Below are 12175 nucleotides of genomic sequence, written 5' to 3'. Positions count from 1 at the left end.
GTGGAGACCAACGTCATCGGCGTCATCCGCGTCACCAACGCGATGATGCCGCTGCTGCGCCGCTCTGCCTCACCGCGGATCGTGAACATGTCCAGCAGTGTCGGCTCCCTCACCCGGCAGTCAGGGATCGCTGGTGAGCTGACCACAGGTCCAGTGGCCGTGGCGTACTCGCCGTCGAAGACGTTCCTGAATGCCGTCACCCTCCAGTACGCCCGGGAGCTGAGCGGCACGAACATCCTGATCAACGTCGGCTGCCCCGGCTACGTCGCGACCGACCTCAACGGCTTCCGGGGCGTGCGCACCCCCGAACAGGGCGCGGCCATCGCCATCAAACTCGCGACCCTGCCCGACGACGGCCCGACGGGCCAGTTCTTCGAGGACGCCGGCGTAGTGCCCTGGTGAAGTGCACGGCGGTCATCACCCGCACAGCCACCGGGGTGAGGCCGCTTCGCCCGCGCGTCTCGAACAGGTTCATCGACTGCTTCGGCCGCCCCGGCCGACGCTCCGGTGCCTGGGGCAACGCTCCGCACCGCCACTGGTTCCAACATGGATGGCAATTCACCGCAGGTTGCAAGCAGCGTGACCATTTGGTTCCAACAATCGTGACCCGGGGATCCGCATCGCAAGGTCACCACACCGCCATGGTTCCAACTACCGCGTCCCGTCGCACGAGGTGAAGCCGCTGGCGGCGACGATGCCACGACGGGTGTGCCTGCCGGTCAGGGAGCGGGGATGGGGCCTCCAGGCCGGAACCGCTCCACCCCAATGATGTGCCGCACCTTGACCGGGCGCACGATCACCGCGACTCGCTGCTCCCCCGGCATGATCCACTCGAAGTCGCTGCCCAGGTACTTGCGGGCCAGCTGGTCCATCCGGTCGTGTGCCTCCTCGCCCTCGATGAAGCGGGCCACCACGCCACTGATCTGTACGCGGTCGAAGGGGTCGGTGGCGTCCGCGTGCGAGAGATAGACACGGGGGTCGCGGCGCAGGTTTTCCTCCTTCACTCGACCCACCGAGGTGTTGAACGTCAGCTCCCCCTCCCCCTCCAGATCCACCCACATCGGGCTGACCTGCGGTGCTCCGTCGGCGAACACGGTGCCGACGTACCAGATGTTGGGGGCCTGCAGCCGGGCGCGGACAGCTTCATCGAATGTCGCAGTCATCCTGGGAGGCTACTAGCAGTGATCGAGACAGTTCGAGGGAAACCGTGGAGTCGGCCAGTTGAATCCGATGCCTGGGCGCGAGCCATCCCCGCGCTCCTGCCCCGGTATCCGAGACATCGCAGCGGGCTCGTCACCGGCTCTCGCACTGCGCCGGGTCGAGTCCGCCGACTCATGCTCAGCCCCGCCAGGTCTCGCGCTCACTCGCCGACTGAAGCGCTCAGTCACAGCCGTTCCGAAGCCCGGGCGGTGCGCAGCGTCGACCGGCGTCTGCTCATCCCCCGCCCGGTGCCCGCCGACGCCGATCCGCAGCCGGCCGAGCTCATCGCCGCCGCCGCGCCGCGTGAGATGGTTCTCGACCTGTATGAGCTGTGCGCGGGCCTGCGGGCCCTGGCCGACCTCGACGGCCAGGCCACAGCGCGTCACCATGTCGGCCATGGCGTGCTCCAGAGCCGGGTCGGCTGTCTCCCGGCATGCAGCAAAGCCCGTCGAAGCGAGCCCGAACATCAATCTGAAGGAACGGAGGCGGTGACCAAGCTGCGGCATGGCCACCACCCTCGCACATGGCTCGATCAACATGAAGCCGGAGAGGACAGGCTCCAGTCGACGACCCTCCGTCCTCCAGTCGAAAGGCCGTTGACGTTATTTCTCGTGAAGATCCGCAGCACTCAAGATCGCCAACTGCTGCCCAAACCGCTGACCGAACGCTGCTACTTCACGTGAACGAAGCCACAGAGGTCTCGCCCGCGCCAGCCCAGGGGTCGTCCTGCTTCCCCAGCTCAGCCGCCTCGCGCTCGCGCCTCTCGGCAGCCTCGCGCCTCTCGGCAGCCTCGCGCTGCTCGGCGATCGTGGGGATGGCGGCGAGGGCCTCGACCGGGCGGCCGTGCCTGGCCAGCATGTCGGCCAGCTCGAAGGCGGCGTGGCGGTGGGTGGACGAGCGGAGAAGCGCGAAGCTCTCCTCCAACCGACCGTCCCGCTCCAGCAGCCCCGCCAGCGCGGTGTCCCACTCGCCGGGCCCCCGCTCGTGGAGGGCGGCGGCCTCCGCGATCCCCTCCGTGCAACGGCCCGCCTCGCCCAGCAGCCACAGTCGCAGGTGGAGGACGTCATCCGGATGTCCCTCGGCCCACGCTCCGGTGAGGCCTTCCAGGAGTTCGAGCGCCCGGCCGGGGCGGCCGTCAGTGACGAGCAGGTCCAGCGCCCAGTGGAGGAGGTTCCAGCAGTCGTAGTAGTCGTAGGTCGGCCGGCCGGTCTCGACGGCCTCGTCGATCCTGCCCTGACGGACCAGCAGGTGCATCAGCGCCGCACGGTCTCTCGGGTGGTCATCGGCCTCGATCCGTTCGCGCAGCAGGGCCTCGGCCTCAGGCGCCCGCCCCGCATCCTCCAGTGCCTTCGCGTACACGTCGAAGACGTGGTGCTCGCGGGCGGCGAGGGCCCCCAGCTCCTCGATCAGGCCCTGCCGGGCCAGGAGCTTCGCGTAGTACTCCGGAAAGTTGAGGGGGTGATGGCGGCCCGAGGCCGTCTCGGTACGCAGGATCTCAACGGCCTCGTCCGTACGCCCGGCCCGTTCCAGAACCCGGGAGATCAGGAGCAGCACGTGCCACCGGTCCGTCCGGGCCACCCCGCACGATTGACCGCACTGCTCACACACCGCGCTCTCCGTACGCTCCATGCGCTCCGCCTCCTGCGCGAGCACGTCCAGGACCCGGTCGTCACGCCCCTGTCCTTCGGTCACCTCGACCAGGTGTGACTGGAGCCAGAACTCCCCGAGATGTGGTATGAGCACCTCGATGGCATCGTCGGCCCTCCCGGCCTTCGCTGCCATTTCCGCGTAGCGGGCGCACACGTGGCCGTCGCCGAGTTCGGCCGTGTCCGGGCGTACCATCGCGAGCGCCTCGTCACCCTGGCCCTGCTGGATCATGATCTCGGCGGTGAGCCACTCGGCGGCCCTCCAGCCGATGTCCGTGAACGGGTCCATCAGCGTCAGCGCCCGCTCGAACTCCCCGCCCGCGCTCAACTCCCGCGCGGCTGCCTCCGCGCAGTGCCAGTCCCCACGCTCCTGCGCCGCCCGAATCAGCAGCTCCAACTGCCCCAGGTCAAGAAGAGTGCGCACCAGCCGCGGGGAGACGCCGCCGAGGGTGTGTGCCTGCCAGGAAAGATCATCAACGTTCACGCGGGCAGCCTACGAATCGCCACCGACAGCGGCCCGGGGGCTGGAGAGCGCATCGGACGGCCGCCAGGGCCAGCGGCCCCGGGCCGGCTCGCCCGGACCACGTCTGCCGCCGGGACCGGACAGGACGAGCGGGGGCCGACAACGAATAAGGAGACGGCACAGCGACCTCGCCCACCGTGGACTCCACCTGCCCCGTGCCCCCGCAAGCAGCCCCGAACGGGGCGGTGAGAGCCGCGCTGCTGCTGCTCGAAGAGATCGAGGCGCAGCCCGGCCAGAGCCGGCGGATGAGAACGAATGCCCGCGAGGTCCACGACGTCCTGGCCCCGGTTCTCCACCCACTGGTGCCCGCACCGCTGGCGGCCTCGGTCCCCGCGCCAACGGCCGGGGACGGCGAGTGGGTCCCTGCGCGGCACGATCGGTACGGGCACCTGAACGCCGAAGCCGCCGGCGGGCAGGGCGAATGGGCATCAAGGGGGGGCGACATCGGCGGGTCTGCGCTCCCGTCCGATGCGCGTGACCGCGTAGGACGCTTGCCCCGTGCCGGGCCGCTGTATCTGGGGGGAACCGGCCGACCTCCCTATTTCGTCACAAACTGAACAGATGCCTCTTTTCAGGGTTAGCCCGGGGAGGCTGCCGCAGCCCGATGCAGAAGGAGTGCCCGTGACACATCCCCTCGTGTCCCTCCCGCCGTCCGCCGCCGACCAGGCGTCATCCGGGGGGAGCCGGCAGCAGCCGTTCCCGCGGTGGAGCCGGCGCCAGGTGGTCGCTGTCCTGCTGGTGGTCTTCGGCGGTTACCTCCTGCCCGTCGTGGGCTGGCTGATCGGGGCGGTCGTGTGGCTGCTCGTCCCGGGGTGGACGACGGCGTCGAAGATCGCAGGGGTCCTCGTATGGCCGCTGTGCACCCTCGGTCTGGTGGTCACCAGCGCTGCCGCGTACTGGCTGGTTCTTCCGCTCGGTGACCCCGTCTCCTCCGTGATCACCTCGCTCTTCCTGCTCGTTCCCAGCAGCTGGTTCCTGGTGCTGGTGGTCGCCGCCTGGTCCCTGCTGAAGGCAGGCACCGACCGCGCGCACGGGAGCGGCCGGTGAGGCGGGTCAAGCGGGCCGCCACCGCGACGGCGGTGGCGATGGCCTTGGGTGCCGCCGCCGCATGCGCACCCCGGGACCCGGGTCCGCCGTCCGCCAGGCCCGCGACATCGGCCCCGGCGATCACTGCCGGCCCGGTCGACGGGCCCGACCTGCCCGAGGTGTCGCCCACGCCGCACGAGATCCGCCGCACCGGCGCGGACCTGCCCGTTCCCCGCCGGGTCGATGTGCTCCATGACGACGGGGCCGACGACCAGGCGGTGAAGGTGGTCACCCAGGCGCTGCGTGCGGCAGGGGCCGAGGTGCGCACCGCCCGTGTCGAGGAACAACCTTCCCGGCAAGCTGAGTTGACGCTGGTTCTGGGCCGGCGCGACGCTCCGCGCGTCAGGGAACTGCTGGCTCGCAGCGGAGCCTTCGGTCCTGGCGGCCTTCCCACCGAGGGCTACCAGATCACCTCCGGCACGGTGGACGGCCGCAGCGGCATGGTGCTGGCCGGGCAGGACACGGCCGGCGTCTACTATGCGGCGCAGACCTTCACCCAGCTGATCCGTGGCAGGACCCTCAGCGGAGCGACGGTAGTGGACTACCCCTCCATCCCCCAGCGTGGCGTGGTCGAGGGCTTCTACGGCACTCCCTGGACGCAGGCCCAGCGGCTGGACCAACTGGCCTTCTACGGCCGGATGAAGCTCAACACGTATCTGTACGCGCCCAAGGACGACCCCTATGAGCGCGACCGGTGGCGCGAGGACTACCCCGCCGCCCAGGCCGCACAGCTGGCCGAACTCGCCCGGGCCGCCCGCGAGAACCACGTGGACTTCACCTACGCTCTCTCTCCCGGCAAGTCGATGTGCTACAGCTCGGCCGCCGACCGCACTGCCGTCACCGGCAAACTGCGGTCCCTGTACCGGCTGGGGATACGCGACTTCGTGATGGCCTTCGACGACATCCACCCGCTGCCGGTGTGGAGCTGCGCCGCGGACCTGGCCCGCTGGGGACCGCTGAACGAACAGGCCATGGCGGCAGCCCAGAGCGAACTCCTCAACCGTGTCCAGCACGACTTCGTGGACCAGCACCCCGACGTGCGACCGCTGCAGATGGTCCCCACCCAGTACAGCGACCTGAAGGACACTCCGTACAAGAAGACACTGCGCCGCACACTGGACGGCCGGATCGCGATGATGTGGACCGGCGCGGACGTCGTGCCCACCAGCGTCACCGCCCAGCAGGCCGACGACGCCACGGACGTGTGGGGCCGTGAGGTGACCCTGTGGGACAACTACCCCACCAACGACTACGACCACGCGGCCGGACGCCTGCTGCTCGCCCCCTACGCACGCCGGGCCCCCGCCCTGGACGAACACCTCACCGGCATCGTCCTCAACCCCATGAACCAGGCCTCGGCCAGCAAGCCGGTCCTGTTCACCGGCGCCGACTACGCCTGGAACACCCGCGCCTACACCCCCGAGGCCAGCCTCCGGGCCGCTGCCCGCTACCTCGCCGCAGGCGATCCCTCCACCACCGACGCCCTGGCCCTCTTCTTCGACACCCAGCACCTCGCCCCCAGCTGGGACGGCACCCCCTGGCAGCCCCAAGCTCCCGAACTGCAGGCCCGCATCAACCGCTTCCAGGCCGACTGGAAGGCCGGCCGCCAACAGCACGCCGCACAGGAACTGGGCCGCTACGCCCGCTCCATGGCCGCCGCCCCTCAGCAGATCCGCGCCCATGTGCCCGATGCGGGCCTGGCGGCCGAGGCGAAACCCTGGCTGGACGCCCTCGCCCTGTGGGGACAGGCCCTGACCGACACCAGCGACGCCCTGCTGGCCCGCCTCGACGGTGACACGGCCCGCGCCGAGCAGCTCTTCTCCCGTTCCCGCGACCACGCCGGACAAGCCGCCCGTCAGCACACCCTGCCGGGCGCCACCCGCCCCCAAGGCCCCGTCAAAATCGCCGACGGCGTGCTCGACACCTTCCTCGAACAAGCCCCTCACCTGCCCCGCCACACGGGCGGGTGACGGCCGTCACCACCGGCCGCGTAGCGGGAGCGCGCGGTCCAACGCGGGCGGAGGTGCAAGGTCAGCCGGTCCTACGTTGTTGAGGGGTCGGACGGGCCAGTCATATGGTCCTGAGATCCAGAGACGCCGAGTATGGCTTTCAGCCACTGCCGCCTGACGGCACGTGCTCCAAGCCGGACCGGGTGCCCCGAAGCGGGGCCGGCCGGAGTAGCGGTGTCAGCGGGTGCCCGCTGCGGCGGCGAAGGGCCCGTCCAGGGCCGCCCATTGCAGGAGCAGGATGGTCTTGCCGTCGGTGATGCGTCCGTCGCGGATCATGGCGAGGGCATCGGTGAAGGGCAGTTCGAGTACTTCGATGTCCTCGCCGTCCTCTTCGAGTCCGCCGCCGTTTCCGGTTCGATCGGCCGGGGTGTAGGGGGCGGCGTAGAAGTGCAGGCGCTCGGTGACGGAGCCGGGGCTCATGTAGGCGTCGAGGATGTGGGTGAGCGGTCCGAGTGTGACACCGAGTTCCTCGGTGCTCTCGCGCCGGATGGCGGCGAGCGGGTCGTCGCCGTCGAGCAGTCCGGCCGCGGCCTCGATGAGCATGCCGTCCGGGTGGTCGTTGACGTAGGCCGGGTAGCGGAACTGGCGGGTGAGCAGCACGCGGCCGCGTTCGGTGTCGTAGGGCAGGACGACCGCGCCGTTGCCGCGGTCGTAGGTCTCGCGCTGCTGGGTGGTCCAGCGTCCGTCGCGGCGCCGGTAGTCGAAGGTGGTGCGGCGCAGGACGTGCCAGCCCTGGGAGGTGAGTTCCACGTCGCGGACCATGACGTCGGGGTTGCGGTCCAGGTTCCGGCCGGCGTGGTCGAGGCCGGTGCGGCCGCGGTGGTCGGGGGTGTCGATGCCGGGGCGGGTGTTCACGCGGTCTCCTGCGGGGTACGGAGGGGGATCTCGTTCACGTCGTAGTAGACGGGCAGCCCGCGGCGGCGGGCGGTGGCGACGTCCTGATCGGCTCCGGTGGAGTGGCCGGGGAGTCGGAGTACGGCGTCGCAGTGGGCGAGCAGGCGCTCGGCGGTCGGGTAGAGGACCTGGTCGGCAAGGGGGTCGGTGGGGCCTGCGCCGGCCGAGCGCAGGACGGGCAGGGCGACCCACTCCCCGATCACGGGGACGTGGCCGGCGGCGAACACAGGCCAGGCCGCGGCTTCGAGGTGGACGAGGTTGGCGGCCATGGCCTGCGGGTCGCCGCCGGTGCCGGAGCGGTAGGGGCCGGCGATGAGGATGAGCATGGGCTTGTCGGTCATGGCGCGCTACGATACACGCAGAAACGTGCAAGAACAGGAGAAAGTACGGATGCTGGCTGCTGAGCGACGCGACCACCTGCTGGGCCTGCTCGCCCGCGAGGGCAAGATCGTCGCCAAGAACGTCGCCACTGACCTGGGCATCTCCGAGGACAGCGTTCGCCGCGATCTGCGCGACCTGGCCGCCGAAGGACTGTGCCAGCGGGTCTACGGCGGGGCCCTGCCCGTCTCCCCAGCCATCGCGGACTACGCCGCCCGGCAATCCGTCACCCCCGACGGCAAACGGAAGGTCGCCGCGGTCGCCGCCGCGCTCGTACGGCCCGGCGGCGCCCTGATCCTGGACGGAGGCACCACCGCCCTCGCCGTCGCCCACACCCTCCCGCCGGATCTGTCCTGCACCGTGATCACCCACAGCCCGACCATTGCGGCCGCACTGCTCGACCACCCCCAGGCTGAGGTCTTCCTCCTCGGCGGCCGCCTCTTCAAGCACTCGGCGGTCACCTGCGGCGCGGCCGCGGTCGAGGCCGCCCAGAACGTCTCGGCCGACCTGTGCCTGCTCGGCGTCACCGGCGTCCACCCTCAGGCAGGCCTGACCACCGGCGACGCCGAGGAAGCCGCGATGAAGCGTGCCCTGGCCGCACGGGCCGCGGACACCTACATCCTCGCCTCGTCCGAGAAGATCGGCACCGCCTCCCGGTTCCGCGTCCTGCCCTGGGAGGACATCAGCGGACTGATCACCGACGCCGACCCCTGTCACCCGGTCCTCAATCAACTCACCGCACACGGCGTGGAGATCCTGGCAGCCGGCTGACAGCTACGGAGCGAGCGCCGTCTCCTCGCCGGAGGGCGGGGCCCGGCTGCGCCGGTTGCAGGAGACCGGTGGCGCGGTCCGCTTCGTCCGTGCGGCGGACGGCGGTTGCGCCGGTGGCGCCGGGGTCTCCCCGGTCGATGTCGGCACCGCCGAGCTTGCGGGTGTGGGCACCCGCCCCGCGTACCGGGGCTGGGGCATCGCCGCCGCCGTGGTGGCCGAGCTGACTCGGGTCATGTTCGACCGCGGCGCCGAGTCGGTCTGGCTCGAATACTCGGGCGAGGGCTCCCGCCGGGTCTACGAGCGGGTCGGCTTCCGGCCGAAGGGGCGGCGGCTGTACATCTCGCTGGCGAGCTGAGGAGTTGTGCTGCTTCGGGCGGCGGTCGCTTCGGCGGCCGCCGCCCGCGGCATGGTGGGGGTGGTGCGGCGCAGTGTTGCGGTGAGGTGGGCCGGCTCGGGTGGGGAGAGCGGGCGGAACGATCGTCCGACCCCGCAGGACACCGGGCCGGGGATGAAGCGCCTGACATCCGTCAGAGGGAGGCGGAGAGCGCCACGTGGCGCCACTGGTCGAGTTCACGCCGCACCAGATCCAGCTTCGCCTCGCCCCCGCCTGACCACCCTGCCCAGCCCGTCACTGGTCGTCTGATACGGCCGGCCCCGGACCACCCCACCCGCAGACCGTGGCACCGGGGGTTGTCTGCGGGGGCGCGTATCGTCCGGGGCAGCAGGTGCCACAGAAGTGAGAAGGACGGGGCGGGCATGGACGAGGTCAGGCCGGAGACGCGCGAGTACCTCGACGGGCTGTTCACACCGGGCCTGCGGATCGGCGGCGATCCGCACACCCCGTACAGCTGGATCGAGATCACCGAGGTGCAGGAGGTCACCTCGATCCGGCTGCCGAGCGGCCGGTTGGTCGTGGACTCGCCCCGGATCACCGGGCCGGCGCGCGAGCTCGCGTTCCGCATCCCGCCCGGCGAGTACCCGGTGGACGTCTCCTGGGCCAACTGTCCCCGCCTCGCCGACGGCTACTACACCGAACATCGGGAGTGCGCCGCGACGCGCCTGCGTGTGCGTGACGAGCCGGTGGTCACATGGGAGCTCGCCCTCGGCGTGGGCGAGGACCCGGCTCTGCGCGCTGCCGGCGCGGGGTTCGAGGCGGAGGACGCCATGGGCTGCTTCGCCGACGCCACCGCCTGGCAGACGCTGACCGAACCCTTCCGCCGCTACCTGACGGATGTGGCCGCCGCCGGATGTGGCGGCCCGCCGGTCGGGCGAGACACCGAGGACCTCTGCGAGGGCTACTTCGAGCTCGCCCGCGACGAGGGACACCGGGCCGACCTGCTGACCTTCGGTGTCCCGGAAGGCTGGGGCCAGGTCTGGGAAGGCCGTGCCCGTGATGGCGAGATCGCGGTGATCGTCGCCCCGGGCCCGGTGCCCACCAGCCCCTGGGACTGAGACGGCCTGGCGAGAGCCAGCCCGGCCCTCCGACCGACCCTGCCACCCACCCCGGACACGCCGCCGGAGCGTCATCCCTGGTCCGGGCCGTGATCCGCAGCAGATCCCTGCCGGCCTCCACGCGCTCGACCTGCACCGCGGCCAGCTGCGGCAGCAGATCCCCCACCACGACAACACACACAACCAGCCTGCCATCTCCAACCAGCCGATACCACAGGCAAGTTGAAGCGATCACCAGCTGCGAAAATCTTGTAAGACCCGAAGACCGTGCAGACCCCGCCGAGTGCTGAACGGGTTCGACGGTGGCGATCCGCGGAGCAGCTGGAGGAGACGGTCTGCGGTTTCGGGCGGGTGGGATGCGGTGGTGACCGATGGCGGGCGCAGGCGAGCAGTGGGCCCGCCGCACACTCCGTGGTGCGCTCGGGCTCCGAACCGGACGTGCGGCGGGTGCTGGATCGTGACCCGGCAGGGCTGGAGGACTGGGACCTCAGGTTCGCCGTGCGGATGGCTGTCCCGGACGCCGTGCTCTACGACGACCGCGGGCATGACGGCCTGGCCGTCCTGATCCACGACGGTGACCGCTCCTGGGCGGAGGTTCGTCCGGACGCGGCCGGCCGGCCCGTACTGTGGCAGGGCGGCCGCGCCGGATTGGAGACGAGGTGACGATCGCCTGGGGCAGTGGGAGGGCCTGGGGCGTCCGTGCCCGTACGACGGTGTCACCGTCACCCCCGACTCCCAGTGGGCGTGGCAGGGCAACCCGGACAACGGTCCGCGGTGGCCGATCGGACGCCTGCACCGAGTCACACGGTGACCCGTTTGATCCGTGTGCGCACGCCTGGGTTCCGCGGCTTCGGCTGCGGGCCCAGGCACATCCTAAGAACGTCCGGGTCGCGGGGACCTGCGACCTGGACAGCACCCGCGGGCCGACGCCGGACAGCACGGCACTGCCTGGGTGACGGCAAGGCGTACTGCCCGCTGTGCTCGGCGGCATACTGGACGGTCCACCGGCTCCTCGCCCGCTCGTTCTCGGGCGCCAGGGTGTCGGCCTGCGCCTGCACGACGATTGACAACCTGTGATCAGTCTTGCTGGCTCACCATGGGCGTGCCGTACGCAGACGGAGATGCGCGGACGGCGGGGCCGCGCCGACGTGCATCCCCGTCTGCGTTCGGACCAGCGGGTGCGGCGAGGCTGGCGGGCGCATGGCAGGGTGGCACATATGAGTGCGAATCCAGCCATTCCGGCCTCCTCCCGTACGGTGGGCGCACTGCGGGATGTCGTCCAGCCGGTTCCGGGCGACGGCCACGGTGAGCCGCTGCGCGTGCTGGTGCTGTCGGGGTCCCTTCGGACGGGATCGGTCAACGGGCAGTTGGCCATGCTGACCACCAAGCTGCTGGCCGAGAACGGCGCCGCCGCCGATCTTGCCCACCTGCGGGACTTCGACATGCCGTCGTACGACGGGGACGTCGAGACCGCCCAGGGTCAGCCACAGAACTCCGTCGCCCTGCGCGACCGCCTTCGGGCAGCGCAGGCGTTCGTGCTCGCCTCGCCGGAGTACAACGCATCGATCCCCGGCGTGGTGAAGAACGCGATCGACTGGCTGTCACGCTTCCGGCCGCAGCCGTTCAAGGACAAGCACGCCCTGCTGGTCTCGGCTTCTCCCTCCATGGTGGGAGGAAACCGGGGGCTGTGGGCGCTCCGCGTTCCGCTGGAACATCTCGGGGCCCGTGTCTATCCGGACATGTTCAGCCTGGCGAGGGCCCACCAGGCGTTCGGCGACAGCGGAGACCTGAACGACGCCGGACTGCAGGATCGGCTCGCTGCCACCGTGAAGGCATTTCTCGGTCTCGTCGAGGCGGACACGAACTACCCGGCGCTGCAACGCTGCTGGTACGAGTTCCTCGGCGACCAGACCAGTGCCCAGGTCACCCAGCGCGCCGAGAACTAGCCTGCCCGCCCTTCCCGGCGGGAGGCCCTCCCCCATCGCGGGGACAACGCGACGAGTCACAACGAGTTCCAGGCCGGCGCCGGAGTGACACGGGAGCATGCGACGGCGCCCGATGTGCAGCGTTGCGCAGCGAACGAGACTGCCGTCGTGCCGCCCGCGCCGCCGGCTGTCCCACCGTCGCGGCGTACCGGCGGCGCTCCGTCTCCGCCGCGCGGTTCCTTCGCAAGGCCGGGGCCGCGCGGGCGGTGGACACGCAGCCGCCGCACGCCG

Annotated in this window: 13 protein-coding genes; 9 read left to right on the top strand and 4 right to left on the bottom strand. The window is 70.9% G+C overall.

Annotation, left to right across the window (positions count from 1 at the left end; all coding sequences use genetic code 11):
- The coding region (locus KS423_RS24590) for an SDR family NAD(P)-dependent oxidoreductase (protein WP_224281895.1) at nt 1–402 on the top strand (402 nt) is incomplete at its 5' end.
- Between the two features lie 317 nt (nt 403–719).
- On the opposite strand, the gene KS423_RS24585 is transcribed toward KS423_RS24590, so the two are convergent.
- Nucleotides 720–1163, bottom strand: a complete 444-nt coding sequence (locus KS423_RS24585; RefSeq protein ID WP_224281894.1) for a TIGR03618 family F420-dependent PPOX class oxidoreductase — start codon at nt 1161–1163, stop codon at nt 720–722.
- Between the two features lie 246 nt (nt 1164–1409).
- On the opposite strand from KS423_RS24585, the gene KS423_RS24580 reads away from it, so the two are divergent.
- A complete protein-coding gene (locus KS423_RS24580; protein WP_224281893.1) occupies nt 1410–1883 on the top strand; it encodes a hypothetical protein in 474 nt (157 codons plus the stop codon).
- Here KS423_RS24580 and KS423_RS24575 read toward each other — a convergent pair.
- Nucleotides 1876–3330 (bottom strand): hypothetical protein, encoded by a 1455-nt coding sequence (locus KS423_RS24575; protein ID WP_224281892.1) that lies wholly within the window; start codon nt 3328–3330, stop codon nt 1876–1878. The genes KS423_RS24580 and KS423_RS24575 overlap by 8 nt on opposite strands.
- Nucleotides 3331–3990: 660 nt before the next feature.
- Here KS423_RS24575 and KS423_RS24570 point away from each other — a divergent pair.
- Together KS423_RS24570 and KS423_RS24565 are read left to right on the top strand one after the other, a co-directional pair.
- On the top strand, nt 3991–4416 hold the full coding sequence (locus KS423_RS24570; RefSeq protein WP_224281891.1) for a hypothetical protein: 426 nt from the start codon (nt 3991–3993) through the stop codon (nt 4414–4416).
- Complete coding sequence (locus KS423_RS24565) at nt 4413–6425, top strand: beta-N-acetylglucosaminidase domain-containing protein (RefSeq protein WP_224281889.1); 2013 nt, start codon at nt 4413–4415, stop codon at nt 6423–6425. Before KS423_RS24570 ends, KS423_RS24565 begins: the two co-directional genes overlap by 4 nt.
- A 216-nt stretch (nt 6426–6641) precedes the next feature.
- On the opposite strand, the gene KS423_RS24560 is transcribed toward KS423_RS24565, so the two are convergent.
- Both KS423_RS24560 and KS423_RS24555 read right to left on the bottom strand, forming a co-directional pair.
- On the bottom strand, nt 6642–7319 hold the full coding sequence (locus KS423_RS24560) for an NUDIX domain-containing protein (RefSeq protein ID WP_224281887.1): 678 nt from the start codon (nt 7317–7319) through the stop codon (nt 6642–6644).
- Nucleotides 7316–7699 carry a DUF4406 domain-containing protein gene (locus KS423_RS24555; RefSeq protein WP_224281885.1) on the bottom strand — a complete coding sequence of 128 codons (384 nt, stop codon included), beginning with the start codon at nt 7697–7699 and terminating at the stop codon, nt 7316–7318. The genes KS423_RS24560 and KS423_RS24555 overlap by 4 nt, the downstream gene beginning before the upstream one ends.
- 49 nt (nt 7700–7748) lie before the next feature.
- Here KS423_RS24555 and KS423_RS24550 point away from each other — a divergent pair, with 49 nt between their 5' ends.
- From KS423_RS24550 to KS423_RS24530, 5 genes are all read left to right on the top strand, one after another.
- Nucleotides 7749–8507, top strand: coding sequence for a DeoR/GlpR family DNA-binding transcription regulator (locus tag KS423_RS24550; protein ID WP_224281883.1), 759 nt, complete (start codon nt 7749–7751; stop codon nt 8505–8507).
- A 55-nt stretch (nt 8508–8562) separates the two neighbouring features.
- Nucleotides 8563–8862: a GNAT family N-acetyltransferase gene (locus KS423_RS24545; protein ID WP_374120019.1), complete on the top strand. Its 300-nt coding sequence runs from the start codon at nt 8563–8565 to the stop codon at nt 8860–8862.
- Nucleotides 8863–9263: 401 nt separating this feature from the next.
- The gene (locus KS423_RS24540; protein WP_224281881.1) at nt 9264–9959 is read left to right on the top strand and encodes a DUF4241 domain-containing protein; all 696 of its coding nucleotides are present in this window, start codon (nt 9264–9266) and stop codon (nt 9957–9959) included.
- Between the two features lie 447 nt (nt 9960–10406).
- A complete protein-coding gene (locus KS423_RS24535) occupies nt 10407–10622 on the top strand; it encodes a hypothetical protein (RefSeq protein WP_224281879.1) in 216 nt (71 codons plus the stop codon).
- 593 nt (nt 10623–11215) lie between these two features.
- Complete coding sequence (locus KS423_RS24530) at nt 11216–11905, top strand: NADPH-dependent FMN reductase (RefSeq protein WP_224281877.1); 690 nt, start codon at nt 11216–11218, stop codon at nt 11903–11905.
- Nucleotides 11906–12175 lie beyond the last annotated feature (270 nt).

This window comes from Streptomyces sp. LS1784, assembly GCF_020103755.1.
GTDB lineage: Bacteria > Actinomycetota > Actinomycetes > Streptomycetales > Streptomycetaceae > Kitasatospora.
The sequence above is the reverse complement of the archived record's forward strand: the minus strand, read 5'-3'. Positions and strand labels throughout refer to the sequence as shown.